Genomic DNA, 22,386 nt, shown 5'->3' on the forward strand with positions numbered 1-22,386 from the left:
GTGACGCCGGTCGTGGCCGCTCGTCGGAGTGGGTGGTTGGCGTGCAGGCGAATGCGGCGGGGTGTGGCCGGGTGCGGGTCGTGTGGGGGGTTGGTCGTGGCCGCTCGCGGGTGCGGGTGGCTGGCGTGCAGGCAAATGCTCCGGGGATGTGGCCGAGGGCAGGTCGTGTGCGGCGTTGGTTGTGGCCGCTTGCGGAAGCGGATGGCTGGCGTGCAGGCAAGGACGGCGTGGATGGTGGCGGGGTGCGGGTCGTGTGGGGTGTTGGTCGTGGCCGCTTGCGGAAGCGGATGGCTGGCGTGCAGGCAAGGGCGGCGCGGATGGTGGCGGGCGTCTAGTTCTGCGCACAGCGTGGTCGGCGGGATGCGGCGGCGTGTACGTCGCATCCGGTGTTGGTCGCGGCAATTACCGGGCCGCGAGCTACCAGTCGCATAGTGCGCCGCAGGGGCGGCGGCGCACTAAAGGTTTGTAGCCTGCAGCACTATGCCGTTGCCGTCGGGGTCGTCGAAGGTGACGAAGGTGCCCCAGGGGGCGCGTTCGGGGGCGCTGATGGTCAGGCCGTGGGTGCGGAGGCGTTCGATTTCGCCGTCGAGGTCGTCGGTTTCTAGCACGATGCCTTTGGTCGATCCGGGCGGCATTGTGTCGAACCAGGTGACGAGTGTGATGGCGGTTTGCGATCCGGGTGGGGAAACGAGCATCCAGCGCATATCGGGGCTCATCTGCACGTCGCTGACCAGGTCGAAGCCGAGCGTGTCGACGTAGAAGTCACGAGCCCGATCTTGATCGCTCACCGGAACCGAAAAGAGCTGAACGTGCGTGATGGTCATGCCCACATCATCCGCGCCGCCGCCCGCGCGGGTCAACCTCTTCGGCGCGTTCCGTTTGACGCAAAAGCGCCTTATGAAGCCGCTTTGGGGGCCTTTGCGTCAAACCTGCGGTGCCGCGGGATGGCCCGGGTGGCGTGGACAGGGTGCGAGGGCAGCGTGAGGAGGGTGCGAGGGCGTGTGAGGGCGGCGTGAGGAGGGCGCGAGGGCGTGTGAGGAGGGCGCGAGGGCGTGTGAGGGCACCATACCGAGAGCGCGAGGGTGGCATGGGGAGGGCGCGAGGGCGTGAGGGCGCCATGCCGAGGGCGCGAGGGCGTGAGGGCGCCATCGCGGGGCGGGGCGGGCGCGGGTTAGCGGGGGAGGGAACCGAGGGATTGGGCGCGGCGGTACTGCTGGGTGATGAGAGGTACGGTGGCGGCAGCGAGTTCGGCGGCGAACGCCACGGGCCAGGTGGGGCGGGTGCCGGTGAGAGTCCAGGCGGCCTGGCGGGCGGCACCGTCGGCAACGTACTCGCCGGGGGCTGGGATGGAGACCGGCACGTCGAAGACCTCTGCCGCGACAGCTTGTACAGCGGCGTTCTGGGCGGCGCCGCCCACGAGTAAGACCCGCCGAGCATCCACACCCAGCGAACGAACAGCAGCGAGACCGTCGGCCAGCGCGCAGAGCATGCCCTCGATGGCAGCCCGGGCGAAGTTCTCGCGGGTGGAGTTGGCGAGGGTGAGTCCGGCGAAGGTCGCGGTCGCGTCGGGCAGGTTCGGGGTGCGTTCGCCCTCGAAATAGGGCACGAGCACGACTCCGCCCGAGCCGGGTTCGGCGGCGAGGGCGAGGCGGGCGAATTCGTCGTAGTCGACGCCGAGCACGGTGCTGATGGAGGCGAGGATACGCGCCGCGTTGAGGGTGGCGATGAGGGGCAAGAACGCTCCGGCGGCGTCGGCGAACCCGGCGACGGTGCCGGTGGCGTCGGCGACCGGATGATCGGTGACGGCGAACGCGGTGCCTGAGGTTCCGATGCTGATGACGACGTCGCCCGCGGTGGCGTTGAGGCCGAGGCCGAGGGCGGCGCCGGCGTTGTCGCCTGCTCCTGCGCCGACGAGGATGCCCGCGGGAATCAACGACGCCGGGAAACCTTCTGCGGTTCCGTCGCGGAACGCGGCGTCGCCGGGGTGGTCGACGGTGACGCCGGCGACGTCGCCGCTCTGCACGATGCGCGGGAGGATGACCGGGGTTGCTGCCGCCTCGGCCGAGTCTTCGCCCACGGCCGGGGGTTCGAGGGGGGCCTCGCCGCTCGCGCCATCGACGCCGAAGCTGCCGAAACCGGGCTGCAGGCCGTCGAGCAACTCGTCGACGAGCTCGGCTGAGGAGCCCTCGATCTCTTCGATGGCCGCTTCGGCGACTCCGAGTGCTTCGACGGCGGGGCGCCCGAAGGCGAGCTCGAACAGGTCGAAGTCGTAGGCGGTGGCCGCGGGGCTCCAGTAGGAAGTGCCACTCGCGTCGGAGCGGTCGGTGGTCAGGGCATCCAGAACCGGCCCGAGGGGTGACTCGTCAGCCGGACCATAACCGAGCAAACGCCAGGTGAGCCAGTCGTGCGGAAGTGCAACTGCAGCGACCCGGGCGGCGTTCGCCGGCTCGGCGTCTCGCAGCCAGCGCAGCTTCGTGGCGGTGAACGATGCCACCGGCACCGACCCGGTGCGCTCGGCGTAAACCTCCGCGCCGGCCTCGGCGGCTGTTGCCGAGTCGGTCTGAGCCGCTCGGCCGGCCTCGGCGATCAGGGCCGTGGCCGCTGCGGCGCTGCGGGTGTCGTTCCAGAGCACTGCGTCGCGAATGACGCGGCCGCCTGCGTCGAGCACCACCATGCCGTGCTGCTGCCCGCCGATCGACACCGCAGAGACATCGGCGAGACCGCCCGCGTCGGCGATGGCGTTCTGCAGGGCATCCCACCAGGCCGCAGGGTCGACCTCGGTGCCCTCGGGATGCCCGGCCCGCCCCTCGCGCACCAACGCGCCCGTTTCGGAGTCGCGAATCACGACCTTGCAGCTCTGCGTACTCGAATCGACACCGGCGACGAGACTCACGAGGTTTCCTAACCTTGTTGCACATGGATCACGAATTCCGCCCCATAACGGCGATCTTAGGGCGGAATTCGTGATCGATGGGGGCGGGCGGGGAGGGGGCGCGGGTTAGCTCGCGCCCGTGAGGTGCTCGAGCGCGAGCTGCTGCAGGCGCACGAAGCCGAAGCCCTTGCCGTCGAAGTAGGGGGAGGCGTCGAAGTCTTCGTAGGCACTGCGGTCGGCGAGCAGCTCGGCGTACGATTCACCCGCGGCGAGGGTGGGCTCGGCGAGTTCGTTCACCTTCGAGAACTGCAGGGCATCCTGAACCTCGGGGTCTGCACGGAAGGCCGCGGTGCGCTCTTTCAGCAGGAGGTAGGTGCGCATGTTCGCGGCAGCCGAATCCCAGACGCCCGTGATGTCTTCGGTGCGGCTCGGCTTGTAGTCGAAGTGGCGGGGGCCGTCGTAGGTGGGCCCGCCGTCGGGCGATCCGTTCTCGAGCAGGTCGACCAGCGCGAAGGCGTTGTAGAGGTCGCCGTGGCCGAACACGAGGTCTTGGTCGTACTTGATTCCGCGCTGGCCGTTGAGGTCGATGTGGTAGAGCTTGCCCTGGTAGAGCGCCTGGGCGATGCCCGACGCGAAGTTCAGCCCGGCCATCTGCTCGTGCCCGACCTCGGGGTTCACGCCGACAAGTTCGGGCCGCTCGAGGGTCTGGATGAAGGCCATCGCGTGCCCGACGGTCGGCAGCAGAATGTCGCCGCGGGGTTCGTTCGGCTTCGGCTCGATGGCGAAACGGATGTCGTAGCCCTTGTCGGTGACGTAGTCGCCCAGCAGGTTCACGGCTTCGCGGTAACGCTCGAGCGCTGACCTAATGTCTTTCGCCGCGTCATACTCGGCACCCTCGCGGCCGCCCCACATCACGAAGGTCTTCGCGCCCAGCTCGGCGGCCAGGTCGATGTTGCGCAGAACCTTGCGCAGCGCAAACCGGCGCACGGCGCGGTCGTTCGAGGTGAATCCGCCGTCTTTGAACACCGGAGCGCTGAATAGGTTCGTGGTGATCATCGGAATGATCAGGCCGGTGTCGGCGAGCGCGCCCTTCAGGCGGTCGATCTGGTTCTGGCGCTCGGTGTCGGTCGAGCCGAACGCGAAGAGGTCGTCGTCGTGAAACGTCAGGCCGTAGGCGCCGAGCTCGCTGAGCTTCGTGACGGCCTCGACCACGTCGAGCGGAGCCCGGGTCGGCCCACCGAACGGGTCGGCGCCGTTGTAGCCGATGGTCCAGAGTCCGAAAGAGAATTTATCGTCGCGAGTGGGCGTGAGAGACATGCCGTAGTGCTCCAGTCAGCATCGTTGGTGATACAGGTCGTCGAGTGGGTAAGGCGTAAATAGTTACCTCTCCCAACATATTCCGGATGCCCGGCTCCTGTCAAAGGCAATCTGCGAGTTCGCGCGTGTCGGGGCGCTGCCGCACGCGTTGGCTCGGGCGGGTATCGCGGTATAAGTTTGAGGGGTCAACAAAGTTGAGCGTGGTGCTTCGGCCCGCTCAGGATGCCGTGAACAGGAGGGTGCGCGATGACGCTGACCCGGGCATCCCGACCCCTGAGCGCCGGCGTCGGCAACAGCAACGACCAGACCAGGCGCCACAACCTCTCGACGATTCTCACCATGCTGCACCACGGCGGCGCGCAAACCCGGGCTCAGCTGACACGGCGGTCGGGGCTGAACCGCTCGACCATCGGCGCGCTCGTCACGGAGCTCGGTGAGCTCGGGCTCGCGTATGAGACCGAGCCCGAAGATTCGGGGCTGGTGGGGCGGCCGAGCCCTCTGGTGCACGCGAACGAGAAAATCGTCGCGGTGACAGTGAACCCCGATGTCGACGCCATCACCATCGGCGTGGTGGGGCTCGGGGCGGTGCTGCACAAGCGGATTCGGTTCGAGACGGCCTCGGTGCCGACCGTTCGCGAGGCCGTGAACGTGGTGTCGGCGGTGGTGGCCGGCATGCGCAGTGAGCTCGACGCGCGGTTTCGGGTCGTGGGGGTGGGGATTGCGATTCCGGGGCTGGTGAACTCTGACGACGGAACGGTTCTGCTGGCGCCGCACCTCGGCTGGCGTGATGAGGCGGTGGCGGAGCCGATGGCTGCCGCGCTCGGGTACGCGGCGAGGGCGGCGAACGATGCCGGGCTGGCGACGGTTGCCGAGAGCCTGTTCGGCAGCGGGCGCGGAGTGAACGATCTGGTGTACCTCAACGGCAGCGCGAGCGGCATCGGCGGGGGAGTGCTGGTGGGCGGCTCGATGCTGCGCGGGGCGCAAGGTTTCGCCGGGGAGCTGGGTCATACGCTCGTGAACAGTGCGGGCATCCGGTGCCACTGCGGCAAGGTGGGCTGCCTCGAAACCGAGGTGAACCTGGGGCGGCTGCTCGCGGCGCTCGGGCAGAGCGCGCTGGGGCTCGATGAGCTCGATGCGCTGCTCGTGCCGGGCGGTGGTTCGCGGGCGGGCTCGGCTGTCGCTGTGACCAATGTGGATGCGGACGGGCGAGCGGATGGTTCGGTAGCTTCGCCGGGCGTCGCTGGTCGCGCGGTCGCTTCACAAGCGGCTGGGGATGGCGTGACGGCGGGCGGCTTTGGCGGGCGACTTGCGCCGGAGGTGCAGCGGGAAGTCGACCGGCAGCTCGACGTGTTGGCGGTGGCGATCGGCAACTTCATCAGCGTGTTCAATCCGGAATCGTTCGTGCTAGGCGGGTTTCTCGGGTCGCTGTACGAGGCGAACCCCGAGCGGTTGCGCGCCGCGGTGGCCGAGCTGACCCTGGGGTCGCTGGGCGAGTCGGTGCGCATCGAGCGCGCGCAGTTGCGCTCGCGGCTGCTGACGATCGGTGCCGCCGAGCTCGCGTTCAGCGACCTGCTCGCCGACCCCGCTGGTACCGCGTTCTGAATCGGCACAACGCGCGCGTGCGGTGCTGACGGTCGGTCGTGCGTCTTGCGTCGGTCAGGGCCGGGTAGTTACGTCGGAACTGACGCGTTATGTCGACGTATTGCGACCATAGACCGTCAGCTCCGACCTAACTGCCGGGCGAACGTCCGGCGCGAACACGTAGGGTCGATGGATGACCGCTCCTGGCCCCCTCACCGACCCCGTTGCAGCGCGGCGCGTTCACCGGTTCTGGCCGCTCATCTCGGGGGTGGTTGCGGTGCTGCTTGCCGCCGTGGTGGGGCTGTTCATCGCCCTGCGCGACAACGGCGCCCCCACCGAGATCGACACCGACTGGATGAACGAGATCATCGAGCACCGCTCGCCGGTCTGGACGCTGCCCTCGCTCTTCATGAACTATCTCGGCGGCGGAATCGTGGGGGTCTTCGTGGTGCCCATCGCCATTATCGTGGCGCTGCTGCTCTTTCGGCGGCGGTGGGCCGCCCTCTACTTTCTCGTGGCGTCGGTGCTGAGCGCGGGGCTCGTGCAACTGCTCAAGGCGACGTTCGGCCGCGCCCGGCCCAGCGAGATTCTCGTGACGGCCGACTTCGGATCGTTTCCGAGCGGGCACACGGCGAACGCCGCGACCATCGCGGTGTGCCTCGCGATCATCTTTCCGCGCGTGTGGGTGTGGGCGGTGGGCGCGGCATACGTGGTGCTGATGCTCCTGAGCCGCACGTACCTGGGCGCGCACTGGCTCACCGATACGTTCGCTGGGCTGCTGATCGGGGCGGGCGTGGCCGTCATCGTGTGGGCTCCGTTCGCCGCGAAGCTCTTCGAGGAGCGGGCGCGGCCGCACCCGTTCGCTCTGGGCCGCCGCCGAGCATCCGGAGCCGCCCGCTGACGCTAGAGGGGAGCGGTTCGCGATACCCTCGGGCCATGAAGATTCTTTTGGTGGGTGCCGGCGGCGTGGGCGACTCGATTGCGAAGATCGCCGCGCGGCGGGCGTTCTACGAGCAGATCATCGTGACCGATTACGACCTCGCACGGGCCGAACGCACGGTGGCGTGGATCGCCGCCCGGCACACCCCCGAGATCGCCGCGAAGTTCGTGGCCGACCGCATCGACGCCTCAGACCCGGCGAGTGTCGAAGAGGTCGCGCGCCGCCACGGAGCCGATTATGTGATGAACGCCGTCGAGCCGAAATTCGTGCAGACCATCTTCGCCGGCGCCCTCGCGGCCGATGCGAACTACCTCGACATGGCGATGAGCCTCTCGGAGCCGCACGCGACCGACCCGCACAGCGAAACCGGCATCAAGCTCGGCGACGACCAGTTCGCGCAAGCCGCAGACTGGGAGCAGAAGGGCACGCTCGCCCTCGTGGGCATGGGCGTCGAGCCGGGCCTCTCCGATGTGTTCGCGCGGTACGCCGCCGACCATCTCTTCAGCGAGATCGATGAGCTCGGCACTCGTGACGGCGCCAACCTCGTGGTGACAGACGACGACGGCAACGAGATCTTCGCCCCCTCGTTCTCTATTTGGACGACCATCGAAGAGTGCCTCAACCCTCCCGTGATCTGGGAGAAAGAGCGCGGCTGGTTCACCACGCCGCCGTTCAGCGAGCCCGAGGTCTTCGACTTTCCGGGTGGCATCGGCCCCGTCGAATGCGTCAACGTCGAGCACGAAGAAGTGCTGCTGATGCCGCGCTGGGTCGACGCCAAGCGCGTCACCTTCAAGTACGGGCTCGGCAACGAATTCATCGGAATTCTGAAGACACTGCACCAGCTCGGGCTCGACAAAACCGCCCCGCTCACCGTGCGTTCGGCGAACGGCCCCGTACAGGTCGCCCCGCGCGACGTCGTCGCAGCAGGCCTGCCCGACCCGGCTACTTTGGGGCCGCGGATGACCGGCAAAACCTGCGCGGGCCTCTGGGTCACCGGCACCGGAATCGACGGCTACCCGCGCGAGGTATACCTCTACCATGTGGCCGACAACGAGTGGACCATGGCAGAGTACGAATCGCAATGCGTGGTGTGGCAGACCGCGCTGAACCCCGTGATCGCGCTCGAGTTGCTCTCGCTCGGCGTCTGGGGCGGCAGCGGAGTTCTCGGCCCCGAGGCCTTCGACGCCCTGCCCTTTCTCGAGCTGATGGCGCTGCCCGTCGACGAGGGCGGTTACGGCCAAGCCTGGGGCCTCGAAGACCGCGCGGTCTGACGCGGGTAGTGGATGCCCGGCCCTTCGTTGCGGCCGCCGCGATGGCAACTCGACCCGGGGTTACGCCCGCACGGGCATCCGCACCCCGACGCGGCAGCAGCCCCCGGCTAGTCGACCGTCGTCGACGACAGTAGAACGATCAGCACCAGCGATAGCGCGGCGATTCCGCCGACGAGGCACGCTACCCGCACCCACGGCCAGCGCTCGAACCAGTACAGGTGGTCGACGTAGTCGACGCGCAACTGCGCTCGGGTGAGCGGTTCGTCGACCGTGCGCACGGGCGCGCCGAACGCCGAAGCGACGGCGTTGATGTCGGCGGTGCTCCAGTACTGCCCGCGCATGCGCACCAGCAATTCGCCCGACGCATCGAGCAGGAACAACTGCGGAGTGGTTTCGAGTGACTGGCCCCGGTAGACGGGAATGAAGACGGCGCTCGCGATTCGCTTGGCGGCGATTCTGCGGTCGTGCGCGAAGAAACCGTTCTCGATGAGCCCGTCGGGTTCGATGTCGATGCGCACCCGGGAGAGCAGGTAGACGGCGCCGCCGTAGATGGCCGCGATCATGGCCATGGCGATCAGCACGCGAATCCAGGTGCCGCGGGGAATCGCGAACCAGAGCATGGCAGCGAAAACCGGAAGCGTGAGTGCGGCGGCGACGATGCGCGACTGCACGAACAGGTGGCGGCTCGGTCGAAGAGTGCGCCGCGGCGCTTGGCCGCCCGATCGCACTGTAACCGGTGACGTACCTGTTGTTCGTGCCACTACTGATTCCAATTTCACCCCCCGGAGCGTATCGGCGCCCCCCGACTGCCCTGCGAGGCAGTGAAAACAAGCATTGCGTACGAAAGCCGCGCTGTATAGGCCGCCTTAAGGGGGACGCAGTCTCGCCCGCTCAGGCGTCAGCGTCGGTGTCGGCGGGCGGCTGCGCGGTCGTGGCCGGTGGCTGCGCCTCGGGGTGCGCTCGCTTCACATAGGCGCGCTCAGCCGCCGTGCGGTCGTTCAGCAGCTTCTCGAGCGACGCGAGCTGCTGCCCCAGCTCGTCGACCTGCTTCTGGCTCGCCGCCACGCGGCTCGCGTCACCCGCGCGCGTCTTCTCGCTCAGAAACGACGCCAGGGTGCCGGTGATGGTGCCGATCAGGGCGACTCCGCTCAGCATGAGTGCCGCCGCCACGAAGCGACCCTGAGGGGTCACGGGTACGAAGTCTCCGTAGCCCACCGTTGTCACGGTGACGACAGCCCACCACAGGGCGTCACCCAGAGTGCGGATGTTCGCGCCCGAGGCGTTCTGCTCGGCATCCAGTACCCCCAATGCACCCACGTAGATGGCCAGAATGAGCGTGGAGAACACGTAAAGGCCGACTCTGCTGCGCAGCCTGTTGCCCGCGGTTTTGCTGGGTAAGAGGTCGGTGAGCTGCACGAGGCGCAAGAGGCGCAGCGGCTCGAGCGCGGGAAGGAGCGTGATGGGAATCTGGTACCAGTTCGTGCGAATCCAGGTTCGGCGATGGTCGCCGGCCAGAATCACGTTGACCACGTAGTTGACCAAGAACGCTGCCCAGACGATGATCATCACCGTGTACGAAACGGTTGCGACGAAGTCTCTATCGTTCAGGATGACTTTGAACGAGTAGGCGAGCAGAAAGAGCACCGCGGCGATGTTCAGCGGCCACTGGGTTGCGGCGCGCCAGCGCTCTTGGGTGGTGCGCGTGTCTCGGCCGCGCTCGGTGCTCATGCAATGAGTATTGTGGGTTTATGGCCGAATCTAGAAATTCCGACGAAATATGGATCGGCGACGTTCACGTTGCGAATATTCGCGAAGAGCACGGGCACGGTGATCGGCCCTTCATCGTCGAGAGCCCTAACGGCAAAGTGCTCAAAGAGCTGGCCGACCGCCACGCCGCCGAGGTGTGGATTGCGCTGCACACCGACACGATCACCGAGCGTGAGCTGGGCTGAGCTTGGTTTGGTTTGGTTTGGTTTGGGCTGAGCGTGAGCGCTGAGCAGGGCAGGCCGGCGCGTGTGCTGGCGCCGGGGCGCTGTCTAGCGGGGTGGGCTCTGCCGGGCATCCATTCGGTGTGTACATTCGATAGTGCCCGGTGGGATGCGCCCGCCCGCGGCCGATGGAGGATCAGATGAGCGACGCGACTGCGCCCACCAAAACAGTTCAATTTCGGCGCTACGAGATCGTCGCCGGTGAACTCGACGCCTTCGTCGAGTGGTGGCAGGCGCGGCTCGTCGCTGCGCGAACAGCCTTGGGTTTCACCATCGAGTTCGCCTATGCCGTGCGTGAGACGAACGAGTTCGTGTGGGCGGTGAGCGCTCCCGGCGACCGGGCGGCGTTCGAGCAGATCGACGCGGCCTACATGGCGTCGGATGCTCGTGCCGAAGCCTTCGCGGGCGTGCCGACGCGCGCCGCAGCGCAACACGTGAGCATCGTCGACTCCGTCGTGGTCTGACGGCCGCGCTCTGTTCTGGTGCCGCATACCGCGGGCTCGCGCAGGGTGAATGCTGACAAAATGTCACGCACCGAATCGAGTTGTGTTAAGCTGTGTCTACCGAGACCCGTTGTCTGAATAGTCTCCGTATGGTGTGTGCGTGCCTCACAAATAGGCTAAGACAACGGGTCGCCCCCTCACTTGAACTCCCAGACCGAACTCCGGCGGTCGTTGAGTCGTTTAGCCAGAAGCGCCCTGTAGAGGCGGCAATCGTTTTTATCGGGTTTGTACGAGCGATGGATCGCGCCGACCACCATGTCGGCTAGCTGAATCATGACGTTCTTGCTCGAGTCTGCTGTCGAGATTTCACGGATAGTGCCAGGGCATTCGTCATTGACCACCCGGCGAAAATACGCTGCATTCTGCAGCCTGAACGTTTTGGTATCGTTGCCGTCGATCTTGATCTTGGCGTCGGCGATGGTTCCGTGGGTGTGGGTGAGAAGCGACCTGATCGCGTAGTTGTGCATTTCAGCTGGCCGCTCACGGAGGTGAGTGCTCACCAGCGCAGGCTTTTCGATGACGATGGCGCGGATGAAGAACTGGTGCTGACCGATCGCGTTGAGAAAACCGACTCTGATATCGCGGCTGCATTTCGTGAAGTGAAACTCAGAGCGATCAGACCAGCCAAGCGCGTTCTTGAATCGGCGATGCTCGCTGCCGTGCGCTCGATTTCGAGGTTGTCGGTGAAAACGCACGCTGCCATGACCAGAAAAGGTGACGAACCCTGGGCGACCTTGAAGCCGGGGTCTCCGGAGTCGTCGATGAATGCGAGCATTCCTCTATCTTGATGGATTCCGGTGTGGTTGATGCATTCAGACGCGCTGCCGGTCGCCCATCACGGTGGTATTGGTTGGGCGGAGGCGAGGATGAGGCGCGCTGTGTCGCGGAAGAGGTCGTCTGAGATGCGGCCGGTGGAGAAGTACTCCCTGATTGCCTGGATGGTGGTGGGCAGGCGCTCGGTCAGGGCTTCGATGCTCGGGGGGTGGCGCGTCACTCGAGCTGGAGCGGAGGATGGGGGATTCGAACCCCCGAGAGCTTTCACTCAACACGCTTTCCAAGCGTGCGCCATAGGCCACTAGGCGAATCCTCCTGGCGAGCTGCTTCTGTGGGAGCAGAAACGGCCAAAGAGCATCCTACGGCATGCGGGCACACACGGCCGCGCGCTAGTAGCGCACAGCGGCGAGCGCGTCTGGAATGGGGGTGTCGCCCGAGATCGCCTCGAACTGAGCGTTGAGGGCGATGCCATCGACGAGGGCGGCTACCACGAGCGCGGCCACATCGGCCCGGGCAATGGTGCCGCGGCCGGTCGACTCGGCGAGCTCGACCTCGCCGGTGGGCGGGTCGTTCGTCAGTGCACCGGGGCGGATGATCGTGTAGTCGAAATCGCGTTGACGCACGTTCGCGTCGGCCTCCGACTTCGCTCGCAGGTAGATCTGAAACACGTCGTCAGAGTCGGGGTCGAACGAGTCGGCGCCCATCGACGAGATGAGTACGTAGCGGCGGATGCCCGCAAGATCCGCCGCGTCAGCCAGCAGAATTGCGCCGTCACGATCGACGGTGTACTTACGCTCAGCCGACGAGTTCGGCCCGGCACCAGCCGCGAAAACGACGGCGTCGATGCCTTGCAGGTCGAGGGCTAGGGTGCGGGCATCCACTTTTTCAAGGTCGATGATGACGGGGATGCCGCCGGCCGCCAGCACATCGCTGGCATGTTCGGGGTTGCGGACGATCGCAATCGCCTCGTGACCCGCTGCTGACAGTTGGCGTTCGATGTGTAGGGCAATGGCTCCGTGGCCTCCGGCGATGGCGATTCTCATAGCTCAATACAAGCGCTGTGGGGCGCGGAAGCCAACTCGGGCGGGCAGATTCGCGGGTGCGTCGCGCGTGGGCGTTTGAGACGCTAAACTTGGTGTCGGCTCCCCGCGTGGCGCCATCCAGGCCAACTCCCCCAGGGCAGAAATGCAGCAAGGGTAACCGGGCTCTGGCGGGTGCGCGGGGAGTCTCCTCTATTTTGCGAGGCCGGCGCCTCTCCGGCCCGCTGTGGCACGGTGCTCCTTGCGCCGGCCGGGCGCTGCTCCGGCCCTCGCGTTTGGTGAGCCTGGTACGCGCAATTCAGCCAGGTGTAACGGGCTCCATTGGAAGTAATGGTCTCAGTTCGGCCGAGCAGCGCCGCGGGCGGGCGGCAGTGGTGTGGTGGTGGGGCGTCGGGCTGTGGCGGCGGAAGAGTTCTCCACAGGGGCGCGAAGCGTGAGGTAGTGCACAGATTCGGGGTGCGCCGTGCGGAGGGAGCGCTGACTCCATAGTCTGGAACAGGCGAACGAGAAACCGTCTCGCCGACGTTCGAAGGAGTCGCGTGGCCCGCAGCATCTACATCACCTCAGCCGAAGGGCATTCGGGCAAATCGACGATTGCGCTCGGGGTGCTCGACATTCTCGGGCGCAGCGTCGGGCGCGTCGGGGTGTTCCGCCCCATAGCACGCTCGGTGTCTGAGCGCGACTACGTTCTCGAAATGCTGCTCGCCCACGACAGCATCGACCTCAGCTACGAGCAGGTCATCGGCGTCTCGTACGATGATGTACACGCCGACCCCGATGCGGCACTGTCGCGCATCGTCGAACGCTACAAGGAGGTAGAGCGGCTCTGCGATTCCGTAGTGATTCTCGGCTCCGACTACACCGACGTCGGCAGCCCTACCGAACTCACCTTCAACGCGCGTATCGCGGCCAACCTCGGTGCCCCCGTTCTGCTTGTGCTCGGCGGCCGAGCGGGCCAGGGCTCCACCGAGATGCTCGGGCACTCCGAAGCTCGCAGCCCCGACGACATGCGACACATCACCGAACTGGCGCTCGTAGAGCTGAAAGCCGCGCACGCGACCCTGCTCGGCATCGTGGCGAACCGTTCAGACCCCGAAAACCTCGAGAAGATTCGCGATGCTATTGGTCGTGCAGCGGGCGATGCGCTCGCCGGGTTGGCGGCGCCGGCGGTCGTCGCAACGACGGGCGGCAAGAAGCGCCGGTCGCGCATACCTATCTGGTCGATTCCCGAAGACCGCCTACTCGTTGCGCCGAGCATGGCCAACCTCGTCGAATCGACGAACGGCACCATGATCAAGGGCGACCCCCGCCTGCTCGGCCGCGAAGCGCTCGGCGTTCTGGTGGCGGGCATGTCGATGGTGAACGTGCTTCAGCGCATCACCGACGGCATGGTGGTGGTCATTCCGGGCGACCGCACCGAAGTGTTGCTCGCGGTTCTCATGGCTAACGCGGCGGCGACCTTCCCCAACATCTCGGGCATCATCTTGAACGGAGGGTTCGACCTACCCGAACCCATCGAGCGGCTGATCGACGGCCTCAATCCCACCCTGCCCATCATCAGCACGCCGCTCGGCACCTACGACACGGCAGTACGTATCACCGGAACCCGCGGCCGGCTGGCCGCCGACTCGCAGCGCAAATACGACAGCGCACTGTCGCTTTTCGAACAATACGTCGACGGCGCGAAGCTGCTCGAACTGCTCGATGTGAGTTCTTCGGTCGTGGTCACCCCGCTGATGTTCGAATACGGCCTCATCGATCGTGCGCGTTCAGTGAAGAAGCACATCGTTTTGCCCGAGGGGTCGGATGATCGGGTGCTTCGTGCTGCGGCGACAGTGCTCACTCGGGGCATAGCGCGGCTCACCATTCTGGGTGAAGAAGACGAGGTTCGTTCCCGCGCTATGAGTCTCGGGGTCGACCTCGACGCGGCCGCCATCGTCAGCCCGTTCGACCCCGAGCTGCGGGAGCGTTTCGCTGAGGAATACGCGCGCATCCGCTCGCACCGCGGAATCACGCTCGACATGGCACGCGACACCGTCTCTGACGTGTCGTATTTCGGCACGATGATGGTGCAGCTCGGCCTTGCCGACGGCATGGTTTCAGGCGCAGCCCACACCACGGCACACACCATTCGGCCCGCGTTCGAGATCATCAAGACGCGGCCCGAGGTGTCGGTGGTGTCGAGTGTGTTCTTGATGGCGCTCGCCGACCGGGTGCTGGTTTATGGCGACTGCGCCGTCATTCCCGACCCCACGTCTGAGCAGCTGGCCGACATCGCGATCTCGTCGTCGGAAACGGCGGTGCAGTTCGGCATCGATCCGCGTGTGGCCATGCTGTCGTACTCGACGGGGGAGTCGGGCGCGGGTGCAGATGTCGAGAAGGTGCGTGAGGCGACTGCTCTCGTGCGTTCGCGTCGACCCGCCCTCTTGGTTGAAGGCCCCATTCAGTACGATGCGGCGGCAGACGCCGCAGTAGCGGCAGCGAAGATGCCTGAGTCGCAGGTCGCCGGCCGAGCGACCGTGTTCATCTTTCCCGACCTGAACACCGGTAACAACACCTACAAGGCTGTTCAGCGAAGTGCGGGAGCCATCGCGGTGGGCCCGGTTCTGCAGGGGCTCAATAAACCCATCAACGATCTGTCTCGAGGAGCCCTTGTGCAAGACATTGTGAACACGATTGCCATCACCGCGATTCAGGCCGCGACCGGAGATGTCGCGGCAGCGGTGGTTGAAACGCAAGGCTCCGCAGAGCGGGAGGTGCTCGCATGAGCACCGTGCTGGTGGTCAATAGCGGCTCATCGTCGCTGAAATATCAGCTGGTCGAGATGACCACCGAGTCGGTTCTGGCGAATGGGCTGATCGAACGCATCGGGGATGGCGGGTCGGCGGGGTCATCGAAACACACGGTGACGGTCGATGGTCAGTCGCCCGAGTCGTTCAGCAGCGAGAGCCCCATCGCCGACCACGCCGAGGCCTTCAGGGTGATGATCGACGCTTTCGAGAAGCACGGGCCGTCGATGAAGAACGATCCGCCCATCGCAATCGGGCACCGAGTGGTGCACGGCGGTAAGCGGTTCTTCGGGCCGACCGTGGTCACCGATCTGGTGAAGATCAACATCGAAGACCTTTCTGAGTTGGCTCCGCTGCACAATCCGGCGAACCTCGAAGGCATCAATGCCGCGCAGCAGGCGTTTCCGTCGATACCGCAGGTTGCAGTGTTCGACACGGCCTTTCACTCCACACTTTCACCCGCTGCCTACAGTTATGCCATTGATGCCGACCTGGCCGATAAATACCGGGTGCGCCGGTACGGCTTTCATGGCACCTCGCACAAATACGTCTCCGGGGCGGCAGCTGAATTTCTCGGGCAACCCGTCGAGGAGTTGAAGATCATCGTGCTGCATCTTGGCAACGGTGCTTCTGCCTGCGCAGTAGCCGGCGGAAAGTCGATCGACACGTCGATGGGCCTCACACCGCTGGAGGGTCTGGTGATGGGAACACGATCGGGCGATATCGACCCTGCCGTACTCATTCATCTCCACCGCAAGGCGAACCTTGGTTTCGACGAGCTCGACGAATTGCTGAACCGCAAAAGTGGTCTCCTCGGGCTGAGTGGCCGAGGCGACATGCGTGATGTGGTGTCTGCGGCGAACGACGGCGACGAGGCGGCGCGGGTCGCTCTCGACGTGTACCTTCATCGCATCAAGCACTACGTGGGCGCGTACATGGCCGAACTCGGCGGCGTCGATGCAATCGTCTTTACCGCTGGTGTGGGCGAAAACAGCGACGTCGTGCGGGCCGGAGCGCTCGCCGGCCTCGAGGGCCTCGGAATCAGCGTCGACGCCGAGCTGAATTCTGTTCGTGGCGGGGGAGCGCGGCGTATCTCGCCCGAAGGCTCGCCGGTGGCGGTGCTGGTCGTTCCGACGAACGAAGAACTCGAGATCGCGAGGCAGTGTCTGACGGTGATCTGAGAATTCCGGCGGAGACGTCGGCGCGGAGACGTCGGCGCGGAGATGTCGGCGCTGAGGCGGCGGCCCGAGTTGCGGCTGCGGCGATCCGAGCGCCGCGATGGAGGTCGAGTGGGCAGCGGGCCTCGGTCAGTCGGCGATGAGCCGTTTGCCGAAGCTGATGGCGAGGTCTGGTTCGTATCCGAGAGCAGCGTAAAAGCCCTGCGCCTCGGTGTTACCTGAGCGTACCTGGAGGTTGAGTTTCGGGCATCCGCGAGCCGTCAAGAGACGCTCGGCCTCAGCCATCAAGGTGCGCGCATAACCACGCCGCTGCCAGGCCGGGCTCACCGCGAGATAGTTGACCCAGCCGCGGTGCCCGTCGTACCCGATCATTGCGCTGGCGACGATGTGATCGCCCGTTGCGAGATCGGGCTCAACGCCCACGAGAAAGAGTTCAGGCTGCACGGTGAGTTTGCGCTCGATATCGGCGCGCGGGTTGTTCCACGGGCGGGTGAGTCCGCACTCGGCCCAGAGCGTCACTACCGCCTCAGTGTCGGCCACGTTGAACGCGCGAATCTCCATTGCATCAGCCTACGAGCTGTCGCGGTGGCCACCGGTACGCCCGACGCGGTGGTCGCGCCAAGTGCCGTGATTGTGCCGGCTCCAGTGACTGCGCCTGCTCCAGTGACTGCGCCTGCTCCAGCGACCGGGCCAGGAAGCAGCGACCGCGCCCGCTCAGTCGGCTAGCAACTGCGCCGTGCGATACGGCATCAGCTGCCGCAACACGATCGAGGTCGAGGTGCGCCGAATGCCCGCGCAGCGCAGAATCTGCTGCCCTACGCTGTACAAATCGTCGGCATCGCGGGCGACCACCTGGCAGATGATGTCGTCTGCCCCGGCAATGGCCGAGCATTCGATGACCTCCCGGATGCCCGCCAGCGCCTCGATCGTCTGGTCGAAGGTCTCTTGGTCGACTTCGGCCGTCACAAAGGCGCGCAGGTTGAAGCCCAGCGGACGAGGTTCGACGCGCACGCTGTGGGCTCGCAAGACGTCGGCGCGGCCCATCCGTTCGAGTCGGGCCTGCACTGTGCCGCGCGCGAGCCCCAGGCGTTGAGCGAGCAACAAGACCGGAGCGCGCGAATCGTCGTCGAGCGCGCGCAAGATGCGGCGGTCGGTGGGGTCGAGAGTGGTCACGGTGCTGCCATTCTGTTAGTCATTCGTGCACAGACTAGTCAATCTGCCAGATGAGTGCGAGCTCTGTTGCGCAATGCGGTCGGTCGTTGTTGTACTAGCACCATGACAGACACCATTTCGGTGGGCGCCTATCTCGCCACCCGCCTCGCTCAGCTCGGCTCGCCGCACCTCTTCGGCCTGCCCGGCGACTTCAACCTCAGCCTGCTCGACGAGATGCTCACCGTCGACGGAGTCGAGTGGGTTGGCACGGCGAATGAACTCAACGCGGCGTATGCCGCCGATGGTTACGCGCGCGTGCGCCGCGGCATCGGTGCCGTCGTCACCACGTTCGGCGTCGGCGAGCTCAGCGCCATAAACGGTGTGGCCGGCAGTTTTGCCGAAGACGTGCCTGTCGTGCAGATCACCGGAATGCCCTCCACAGCCGCTCAACGAGACGGCGCCCTGGTGCATCACTCGCTCGTCGACGGCAACTTCGAACACTTCGTGAGGGCGTACGAGCAGGTCACGGCTGCGTCGATCGTGCTCAAGACCCACACCGCGCCGGCCGATATCGACCGCATTCTGCTCACCGCGCTCACCGAGTCGAAACCGGTGTACATCGGCGTTCCGTCAGATGTTGCGGTTGCGCGGGTGTCGGCCGCGAACCTGCGCGAACCGCTCGCGGCGTTCACCAGCGACTCACGCCAACTGCTGCGGTTCGCCGAGGCGCTGCGTGCGGCCGTCTACTCGGTGCCGCGCGTCGGAGTTCTGGTGGGGCCGCGGGTTCATCGCGCGTCACTCGAGCCGATCATCCGCTCGCTCGCCGACGCCCCCGGCGTCTACATCGCAACGCAAAGCGGCTCGAAAGCCATTCTCGACGAGTCGCATCCGGCTAGCGTCGGCACGTATTTGGGCGCTCACACCCGAGTGGATGCCGCACGCCGCACCATCGACGATGCCCCGCTGCTCATTCTGGCCGGCACCATCATGAGCGACCTGCTCACCGGCTTCTTCACGCACCGCTTCGACCCCGATCGCGCGGTCGAACTCGGGCTGACCTGGGCGCGCATCGGCGAAACCACCTTCTTCGGGGTGCACCTCGGCGACTCATTGCGCATCGTGAACGAGGTGCTGCAGGATGCCCGGCTCGACCCGGCGCCGCCGATCTCGCTCACGTGGCCGGCACCGAGCAGCCCGGCTCAGGCGCCCGTTGCGACACCCGGCACAGTCGCTGCGGCACCCGCCACGCTGGCTGCCGACGCCACGCTTACCGACGCCAGCGCCACCGCAGAAGTCGCCATAGCCGCAGAACCACTCGTACACGAGTCGTTCTGGCGCGGAGTTCAGAGCTTCATCGCCCCGAACACCATCGTGGTCGCCGAGGCCGGCACCGCGTTCTTCGGCGCCATCGACCTCACCCTGCCCGACAACTGCGACCTGCTCGGCCAGCCCATCTGGTCGTCGATCGGCTTCACTCTGCCGGCCACCCTGGGCGCCTGCATCGCCGAACCGAGCAAACGCACTGTGCTGCTGATCGGCGACGGGTCGGCTCAGCTGACGGTGCAAGAACTGGCGAGCATCCTGCATCGTGGCCTCACGCCGGTGATCTTCGTGCTGAACAACGGCGGCTACACCATCGAGCGCGCCATTCAGAGCCCGAGCGCGGTGTACCAAGACGTCACGCCCTGGAACTTCACCGCCCTCCCCGCGGCTTTCGGCGCCGCAGACCGGGCTGTCACGCGCTCGGTTCGCACCGAGTCTGAGCTGACGGATGCTCTCGCCCTCGCCACCCGCACGACCGACAAACTCGTGCTGATCGAAGTGATTCTGCCCCCGCTCGATTCGCCGCGCCTGCTGCGACTGCTCGGCGAGGGGCTTTCGGCGGCGAACGCGCCGGTGGGCGCTGCCGCTGCCGCGGTGAACGCCACCGACGATGCGCTGTCGTCGATCGTCTACAGCGAAAACTGAGGTTTGAGGGCAGGCCGCCGCCGGGCATCCTGCAGCTGTGCACAGGTTGGCCGCGAGGGGCTTCGGTGTCGGTGGCTGCGGATACGATTGGTGCCATGGTCACAGCCCTCTATCGACGCTACCGGCCTGAGACGTTCGGCGAAATGATCGGCCAGTCTCAGGTGACGGAGCCGCTCATGACGGCGCTTCGAACCAACCGCGTCAACCACGCCTACCTCTTCTCCGGCCCACGCGGCTGCGGCAAGACCACGTCGGCGCGCATCCTCGCGCGCTGCCTGAACTGCGCCGAGGGCCCCACCGACACGCCCTGCGGTGTCTGCCCGAGCTGCGTCGAACTCGCCCGAGACGGCTCGGGTTCGCTCGATGTGGTCGAGATCGACGCCGCCAGCCACAACGGTGTGGATGATGCACGCGACCTTCGCGAACGAGCGGTCTTCGCGCCCGCCCGCGACCGCTACAAGATCTTCATTCTCGACGAGGCACACATGGTGACGCCGCAGGGCTTCAACGCGCTGCTCAAGATCGTCGAAGAGCCGCCAGAGCACATCAAGTTCATCTTCGCCACGACCGAGCCCGACAAGGTGATCGGCACCATCCGGTCGCGTACGCATCATTACCCGTTCAGGCTCATTCCGCCGGCGCAGTTGCTCGAATACGTGCAGGCGCTGTGTGAGATCGAGGGTGTTGCGGTGGCGCCCGGCGTGCTGCCGCTCGTCGTTCGAGCGGGCGGCGGCTCGGCCAGAGACACTCTGTCTCTGCTCGACCAGCTCATTGCGGGCTCAGAGAGCAATCGCATCGAGTACGAGCGTGCGGTCGCGCTGCTCGGCTACACCCACGCGTCGCTGCTGGGCGAGGTCATCGATGCCCTCGGCAACCACGACTCGGCGGCGGCGTTCGGGGCGGTCGATCGGGTCATTCAGACCGGTCAAGATCCGCGCCGATTCGTCGAAGACCTGCTCGAGCGGCTTCGCGATGTGATCATCGTGGCGGCGTCGCGCTCGGCCGAAGGTGCTGCGGCGGTTCTTCGCGGAATGCCGAGCGACGACATTCTGCAGATGCAGCAGCAGGCCGGCCTGTTCGGTGCCGCCGAGCTCTCGCGCACCGCCGACATCGTGAACGCGGCGCTCACCGAGATGACGGGTGCGACCTCGCCTCGGCTGCACCTCGAGCTGATGATCGCGCGGGTGCTGGTTCCGGCGAGCGACGACACGGCGCGGGGCGCGCTCGCGCGGGTCGAGCGCCTCGAACGGCGAGTCGGCGTCAGTGACGGTTCGGATGCGCCGGCGCGCGGCTCGGTGACGGCAGGTGGTGCGGCGCAGGTTGCGCCGACGCCATCGCCATCGCCATCGCCATCGCCCACAGTGGATGCTCGGCCACCCCTCACTTCGTCGACCCCCGCCGAGACTTCGAACGCACCAGCGGCCGCGCTTCCGGTCACGCGCGTGGCCGAGCCCGTTTCGGGCGTTCCGTCCACGCGCGTGGCCCAGCCGGTTTCGGGCGTTCCGTCTGCGCCTGCGTTCGCGTCGGTGCCTGGGTCTGCGCCTGCGCCTGGGTCTGCGTCTGCGCAGAAATCGACGGTGGAAGTGGCGGCTGGCCCGGCGTCTTCGGCTGATGCGGCAGCGGCCGCCCGTGCGGATTCGGCCGGTGATGCAGAAGCCGCGAACAGGGCCGAAGGTGGGGGAGACTCGGCGTCTGTGGGCGCCTCCGACGGCAGCCGGGCATCCACTGGTCGCACGCCGGCCACTACGCAGCTGCTCAAAGACGCGTGGCCCGAGATTCTCGAAGCTGTCGAGAAGGCTCGGCGAAGTGCGTGGCTCGTGGTGTACACGGCGAGTGTGCGGGGGCTCGAGGGTGACGTGCTCACGCTCAGCTTTCCGAGCGAGAACGATGTGGCGAGCTTCAAGCAGCAGCAGACTCCGGGCCAAGGTGTCAGCGAGGTGTTGCGGCAGGCGATCGTCGACATCATCGGCGTGCGCGTTAAGTTCATCGCCCGCGTCGACTCGTCGGGTGGGGCGCCTGCGGCGCAGCCCGCTGTTGCTTCGGCACCGGTCGCTGCTCCCTCTGTGGTGGCCCCGCCGGTGGCGTCGCCTCCTGTTGCGGCGCCGAAAGCGCCGCGACCCGTCACTGGCCAACCCGTCACTGGCCGCCCCACCGCTAGCCGCACGGTGCCCAGACAGGCCGAGGCCGCCCCAGCAGCAGGTGGCTCAACGACGTCGTGGCCGACCGTTGCCATTCCCATGTCGGCGCCCGAGCCCGGTGACGAGCCGGTGCGCGCGGGTGTGATCGCCGCGGGCATCCCGCTGCAGAGCGACGCTGCCCATGGTTCGGCAGAGCGGGGTGTGGCAGACCGGGGTGCGACGGCCCAGGCTTCGGCAGAGCGAGGTGCGACGGCCCAGGGTATGGCAGAGCGAGGCGTCGCCGAGCGAGGTGGCGTTGCGCCGGCCGGTGCCGAGCAGATTCCTGAAGACATTCCCGAGAGCCCGATAGCTGAATACGACGAGGGTGCCGGCTGGTATGTTCCGGGCGATGACATTCCGCTCGGCGATGGGCCTACCGATGTCGACCCGTCAGATTTTCTCCCGGTGGGGCCGCGCGGCGTAGGTGCGCAGACGTTGGCGACCGCTGAAACGTCTGGCCGGGCATCCGGTGGCCCTGTCTGGCTCGACACGTCGAGCAACGGTGAGTCTGCCGCTCCTGCCGAGCCCTTCACATCGAGCCGCCCCGAGTCTGCCGCGGCTGCCGCCATCGCGGCGCCCCCCGCCGCGCCTGCCCGCGCCGAGATGGCGCAGCCCGGCGCTGCCGCGACGACACCGAACGCGGCACCGGCCCCACGCGACCGGGCTCCGCAGCGAGCCGAGCGAGCAACGCCTGACCGCCCGATGCCGCGTTTCGGCGAGAAGCAGCGGTACGGCGAAGCAGTCGTGCGCGAGATTCTCGGCGCGAGTTTCATCGAAGAACGCCCCGTCGCCCCGCGCCCCGCGCCAGGCGCCGGCCCAGGCCGGGAGGGCTAGAG

The 22,386-nt window shown here is 66.6% G+C and carries 20 protein-coding genes, 1 tRNA gene and 1 other RNA gene; 10 read left to right on the forward strand and 12 right to left on the reverse strand.

Annotated elements, in window-relative coordinates:
* Window positions 1-455: 455 nt before the first annotated feature.
* The 3 genes from IEX24_RS01455 to xylA all read right to left on the reverse strand — a co-directional run bounded on the left by IEX24_RS01455 (window position 456) and on the right by xylA (window position 4,189).
* A complete protein-coding gene (locus IEX24_RS01455) occupies window positions 456-824 on the reverse strand; it encodes a VOC family protein (protein WP_188672536.1) in 369 nt (122 codons plus the stop codon).
* A 347-nt stretch (window positions 825-1,171) separates the two neighbouring features.
* Entirely contained in the window at window positions 1,172-2,893 is a 1,722-nt protein-coding gene (locus IEX24_RS01460; protein ID WP_188672539.1) for an FGGY family carbohydrate kinase, read from the reverse strand.
* A gap of 105 nt (window positions 2,894-2,998) precedes the next feature.
* Window positions 2,999-4,189, reverse strand: coding sequence for a xylose isomerase (gene xylA, locus IEX24_RS01465; protein WP_188672542.1), 1,191 nt, complete (start codon window positions 4,187-4,189; stop codon window positions 2,999-3,001).
* A 246-nt stretch (window positions 4,190-4,435) separates the two neighbouring features.
* Between xylA and IEX24_RS01470 the strand changes: the two genes are divergently transcribed.
* The 3 genes from IEX24_RS01470 to IEX24_RS01480 all read left to right on the forward strand — a co-directional run bounded on the left by IEX24_RS01470 (window position 4,436) and on the right by IEX24_RS01480 (window position 7,981).
* On the forward strand, window positions 4,436-5,791 hold the full coding sequence (locus tag IEX24_RS01470; protein WP_188672545.1) for an ROK family protein: 1,356 nt from the start codon (window positions 4,436-4,438) through the stop codon (window positions 5,789-5,791).
* A 172-nt stretch (window positions 5,792-5,963) separates the two neighbouring features.
* Window positions 5,964-6,671: a phosphatase PAP2 family protein gene (locus IEX24_RS01475; RefSeq protein ID WP_188672548.1), complete on the forward strand. Its 708-nt coding sequence runs from the start codon at window positions 5,964-5,966 to the stop codon at window positions 6,669-6,671.
* A gap of 35 nt (window positions 6,672-6,706) precedes the next feature.
* Window positions 6,707-7,981, forward strand: a complete 1,275-nt coding sequence (locus IEX24_RS01480; protein WP_188672551.1) for a saccharopine dehydrogenase family protein — start codon at window positions 6,707-6,709, stop codon at window positions 7,979-7,981.
* A 107-nt stretch (window positions 7,982-8,088) separates the two neighbouring features.
* Here IEX24_RS01480 and IEX24_RS01485 read toward each other — a convergent pair whose 3' ends face one another.
* Together IEX24_RS01485 and IEX24_RS01490 are read right to left on the reverse strand one after the other, a co-directional pair.
* Window positions 8,089-8,742 (reverse strand): hypothetical protein, encoded by a 654-nt coding sequence (locus IEX24_RS01485; RefSeq protein ID WP_188672553.1) that lies wholly within the window; start codon window positions 8,740-8,742, stop codon window positions 8,089-8,091.
* Window positions 8,743-8,872: 130 nt separating this feature from the next.
* On the reverse strand, window positions 8,873-9,709 hold the full coding sequence (locus IEX24_RS01490; RefSeq protein WP_188672556.1) for a potassium channel family protein: 837 nt from the start codon (window positions 9,707-9,709) through the stop codon (window positions 8,873-8,875).
* 20 nt (window positions 9,710-9,729) lie between these two features.
* Between IEX24_RS01490 and IEX24_RS01495 the strand changes: the two genes are divergently transcribed.
* Both IEX24_RS01495 and IEX24_RS01500 read left to right on the forward strand, forming a co-directional pair.
* A complete protein-coding gene (locus IEX24_RS01495) occupies window positions 9,730-9,933 on the forward strand; it encodes a hypothetical protein (protein ID WP_188672559.1) in 204 nt (67 codons plus the stop codon).
* A gap of 176 nt (window positions 9,934-10,109) precedes the next feature.
* Window positions 10,110-10,433: a hypothetical protein gene (locus tag IEX24_RS01500; RefSeq protein ID WP_188672562.1), complete on the forward strand. Its 324-nt coding sequence runs from the start codon at window positions 10,110-10,112 to the stop codon at window positions 10,431-10,433.
* A 176-nt stretch (window positions 10,434-10,609) separates the two neighbouring features.
* On the opposite strand, the gene IEX24_RS01505 is transcribed toward IEX24_RS01500, so the two are convergent.
* The 5 genes from IEX24_RS01505 to IEX24_RS01525 all read right to left on the reverse strand — a co-directional run bounded on the left by IEX24_RS01505 (window position 10,610) and on the right by IEX24_RS01525 (window position 12,289).
* Entirely contained in the window at window positions 10,610-11,050 is a 441-nt protein-coding gene (locus tag IEX24_RS01505; protein ID WP_464832101.1) for a DUF3800 domain-containing protein, read from the reverse strand.
* Entirely contained in the window at window positions 10,969-11,247 is a 279-nt protein-coding gene (locus tag IEX24_RS19970) for a DUF3800 domain-containing protein (RefSeq protein WP_188672577.1), read from the reverse strand. Before IEX24_RS19970 ends, IEX24_RS01505 begins: the two co-directional genes overlap by 82 nt.
* A gap of 60 nt (window positions 11,248-11,307) precedes the next feature.
* The gene (locus IEX24_RS01515) at window positions 11,308-11,466 is read right to left on the reverse strand and encodes a hypothetical protein (protein ID WP_188672580.1); all 159 of its coding nucleotides are present in this window, start codon (window positions 11,464-11,466) and stop codon (window positions 11,308-11,310) included.
* Between the two features lie 11 nt (window positions 11,467-11,477).
* A tRNA-Ser gene (locus IEX24_RS01520) sits at window positions 11,478-11,562 on the reverse strand.
* 73 nt (window positions 11,563-11,635) lie between these two features.
* Window positions 11,636-12,289 (reverse strand): SDR family oxidoreductase, encoded by a 654-nt coding sequence (locus IEX24_RS01525; protein WP_188672583.1) that lies wholly within the window; start codon window positions 12,287-12,289, stop codon window positions 11,636-11,638.
* A 94-nt stretch (window positions 12,290-12,383) separates the two neighbouring features.
* On the opposite strand from IEX24_RS01525, the gene ffs reads away from it, so the two are divergent.
* The 3 genes from ffs to IEX24_RS01540 all read left to right on the forward strand — a co-directional run bounded on the left by ffs (window position 12,384) and on the right by IEX24_RS01540 (window position 16,256).
* Window positions 12,384-12,480: signal recognition particle sRNA small type (ffs, locus tag IEX24_RS01530), an RNA gene on the forward strand.
* 345 nt (window positions 12,481-12,825) lie between these two features.
* Window positions 12,826-15,054, forward strand: a complete 2,229-nt coding sequence (gene pta / locus IEX24_RS01535; RefSeq protein WP_188672586.1) for a phosphate acetyltransferase — start codon at window positions 12,826-12,828, stop codon at window positions 15,052-15,054.
* Window positions 15,051-16,256, forward strand: a complete 1,206-nt coding sequence (locus IEX24_RS01540) for an acetate/propionate family kinase (protein WP_188672589.1) — start codon at window positions 15,051-15,053, stop codon at window positions 16,254-16,256. The genes pta and IEX24_RS01540 overlap by 4 nt, the downstream gene beginning before the upstream one ends.
* Window positions 16,257-16,382: 126 nt before the next feature.
* Here the strand turns inward: IEX24_RS01540 and IEX24_RS01545 are convergent, their stop codons facing one another.
* Window positions 16,383-16,814 (reverse strand): GNAT family acetyltransferase, encoded by a 432-nt coding sequence (locus IEX24_RS01545; RefSeq protein WP_188672592.1) that lies wholly within the window; start codon window positions 16,812-16,814, stop codon window positions 16,383-16,385.
* 153 nt (window positions 16,815-16,967) lie between these two features.
* A complete protein-coding gene (locus IEX24_RS01550; RefSeq protein WP_188672595.1) occupies window positions 16,968-17,426 on the reverse strand; it encodes an Lrp/AsnC family transcriptional regulator in 459 nt (152 codons plus the stop codon).
* Window positions 17,427-17,528: 102 nt separating this feature from the next.
* Here IEX24_RS01550 and IEX24_RS01555 point away from each other — a divergent pair, with 102 nt between their 5' ends.
* Together IEX24_RS01555 and IEX24_RS01560 are read left to right on the forward strand one after the other, a co-directional pair.
* Complete coding sequence (locus IEX24_RS01555; protein ID WP_188672598.1) at window positions 17,529-19,373, forward strand: alpha-keto acid decarboxylase family protein; 1,845 nt, start codon at window positions 17,529-17,531, stop codon at window positions 19,371-19,373.
* Window positions 19,374-19,468: 95 nt separating this feature from the next.
* Window positions 19,469-22,384 (forward strand): DNA polymerase III subunit gamma and tau, encoded by a 2,916-nt coding sequence (locus IEX24_RS01560; protein WP_188672601.1) that lies wholly within the window; start codon window positions 19,469-19,471, stop codon window positions 22,382-22,384.
* Window positions 22,385-22,386: the final 2 nt, after the last annotated feature.

The organism is Subtercola lobariae (genome assembly GCF_014640255.1).
Classification (GTDB): Bacteria; Actinomycetota; Actinomycetes; order Actinomycetales; family Microbacteriaceae; genus Subtercola; species Subtercola lobariae.

Coding starts and splice junctions, on each gene's coding strand:
- IEX24_RS01555 (WP_188672598.1), top strand. CDS start 17,529: ATGACAGACACCATTTCGGTGGGCGCCTATCTCGCCACCCGCCTCGCT.
- IEX24_RS01525 (WP_188672583.1), bottom strand. CDS start 12,289: ATGAGAATCGCCATCGCCGGAGGCCACGGAGCCATTGCCCTACACATC.
- xylA (WP_188672542.1), bottom strand. CDS start 4,189: ATGTCTCTCACGCCCACTCGCGACGATAAATTCTCTTTCGGACTCTGG.
- IEX24_RS01490 (WP_188672556.1), bottom strand. CDS start 9,709: ATGAGCACCGAGCGCGGCCGAGACACGCGCACCACCCAAGAGCGCTGG.
- IEX24_RS01470 (WP_188672545.1), top strand. CDS start 4,436: ATGACGCTGACCCGGGCATCCCGACCCCTGAGCGCCGGCGTCGGCAAC.
- IEX24_RS01475 (WP_188672548.1), top strand. CDS start 5,964: ATGACCGCTCCTGGCCCCCTCACCGACCCCGTTGCAGCGCGGCGCGTT.
- IEX24_RS01500 (WP_188672562.1), top strand. CDS start 10,110: ATGAGCGACGCGACTGCGCCCACCAAAACAGTTCAATTTCGGCGCTAC.
- IEX24_RS01455 (WP_188672536.1), bottom strand. CDS start 824: ATGACCATCACGCACGTTCAGCTCTTTTCGGTTCCGGTGAGCGATCAA.
- IEX24_RS01480 (WP_188672551.1), top strand. CDS start 6,707: ATGAAGATTCTTTTGGTGGGTGCCGGCGGCGTGGGCGACTCGATTGCG.
- IEX24_RS01495 (WP_188672559.1), top strand. CDS start 9,730: ATGGCCGAATCTAGAAATTCCGACGAAATATGGATCGGCGACGTTCAC.
- IEX24_RS01540 (WP_188672589.1), top strand. CDS start 15,051: ATGAGCACCGTGCTGGTGGTCAATAGCGGCTCATCGTCGCTGAAATAT.
- IEX24_RS19970 (WP_188672577.1), bottom strand. CDS start 11,247: ATGCTCGCATTCATCGACGACTCCGGAGACCCCGGCTTCAAGGTCGCC.
- IEX24_RS01560 (WP_188672601.1), top strand. CDS start 19,469: ATGGTCACAGCCCTCTATCGACGCTACCGGCCTGAGACGTTCGGCGAA.
- IEX24_RS01545 (WP_188672592.1), bottom strand. CDS start 16,814: ATGGAGATTCGCGCGTTCAACGTGGCCGACACTGAGGCGGTAGTGACG.